Origin of the sequence: Halalkalibacter sp. AB-rgal2 (assembly GCF_041821005.1) — a bacterium.
Classification (GTDB): domain Bacteria; phylum Bacillota; class Bacilli; order Bacillales; family Bacillaceae_D; genus Halalkalibacter.
On record NZ_JBGUAV010000077.1, the window covers coordinates 1 to 544 of the forward strand.

Consider the following 544-nt stretch of genomic DNA (forward strand, 5'->3'; position numbering starts at 1 on the left):
GTTACGGCTAGCTTGGTCTAATCCACGGATTTGCGCACGCATTTTTTCAGAGATTGCAAGTCCAGCAGCATCGTCACCAGCACGGTTAATACGAAGACCTGAAGATAATTTCTCTTGAGCTTTCGCACCAGCAAATTGGTTAACACCAAGTTGACGGTGTGCATTCATTGCAGGTAAATTGTTGTTAATAATCATAATATAACTTCCTCCTTGAGTGTGTTACCGCCCACGTCCTTGTGGTTGGTTAAGTATAAGCGTTCCGCAAGAAATATCTCGTAATCACTTCTCACTTTACGCTTATTCATTATATCGACCGATATTTAGTATTGTTTAATAGTTTTTAACTATTTTTAAAAATTTTTAGGTTTTTTATAAATCTTTTGCCACGGGTAAATTTTCATTCATTTAATTCATTTCGCAGATTAAGAGTGTAATTTTTTGAACGTTCAACTAAAAAAGACCCTGTAAAACACAGGGTCTTCTTTAACCAATAATCGATTATCCAAGAAGTTGAAGAACTGATTGTGGTTGTTGGTTTGCTTGC

General features: G+C 36.2%; 1 protein-coding gene. It reads right to left on the reverse strand.

The window, feature by feature from the left end; all coding sequences use genetic code 11:
• Positions 1 to 195 (reverse strand): flagellin N-terminal helical domain-containing protein (locus ACERJO_RS21055; RefSeq protein ID WP_483867215.1); only part of this gene is annotated, 195 nt, incomplete at its 3' end.
• Positions 196 to 544: the final 349 nt, after the last annotated feature.